This window comes from Bartonella capreoli, assembly GCF_902813205.1.
In the GTDB taxonomy this organism is placed as follows: domain Bacteria; phylum Pseudomonadota; class Alphaproteobacteria; order Rhizobiales; family Rhizobiaceae; genus Bartonella; species Bartonella schoenbuchensis.
Genome location: NZ_CADDZX010000320.1, coordinates 1 through 405, shown reverse-complemented (window position 1 = coordinate 405; position 405 = coordinate 1). Strand labels below are relative to the sequence as shown.

1 protein-coding gene is annotated in these 405 nt (G+C 36.3%); it reads right to left on the bottom strand.

The window, feature by feature from the left end; translation table 11 throughout:
- Positions 1 to 405, bottom strand: a 405-nt coding sequence (locus J7R05_RS08610; protein WP_208541906.1) for a sensor histidine kinase, incomplete at both ends; no start/stop codon positions are given.

The window sequence follows — 405 nt, the reverse complement described above, 5'->3', positions numbered from 1 at the left end:
CAACACCTGTATCTTTAATTCTGCAGACAAGGTTATTTTTTTTCTTGAAAGCAAAGATACCAATATTTCCACCCGAAGGTGTGAATTTAACAGCATTAGAGATGAGGTTTAGGAAAATTTGTTTCATGGCACGGCTATCAACTTCTGCATACAGTTCTGGAGCAATATTTGTTGTAATAAAAATATTTTTTTCTTGAGCCTGTGGCGTAAGTGTTCGTGCTGCTTCACTAATGATTGGTCCAAGATCAATATTTTTACAATCAAGGGTAAATCTTCCAGCTTCGATTTTGGACATATCAAGGATATCATTGATAAGGGTTAGAAGATGGGTTCCTGAGTTGTAAATGTCATGCATATATTCTTTATAGCGTTGCGAACCAAGAGGACCAAAGGTGGATTGTAACA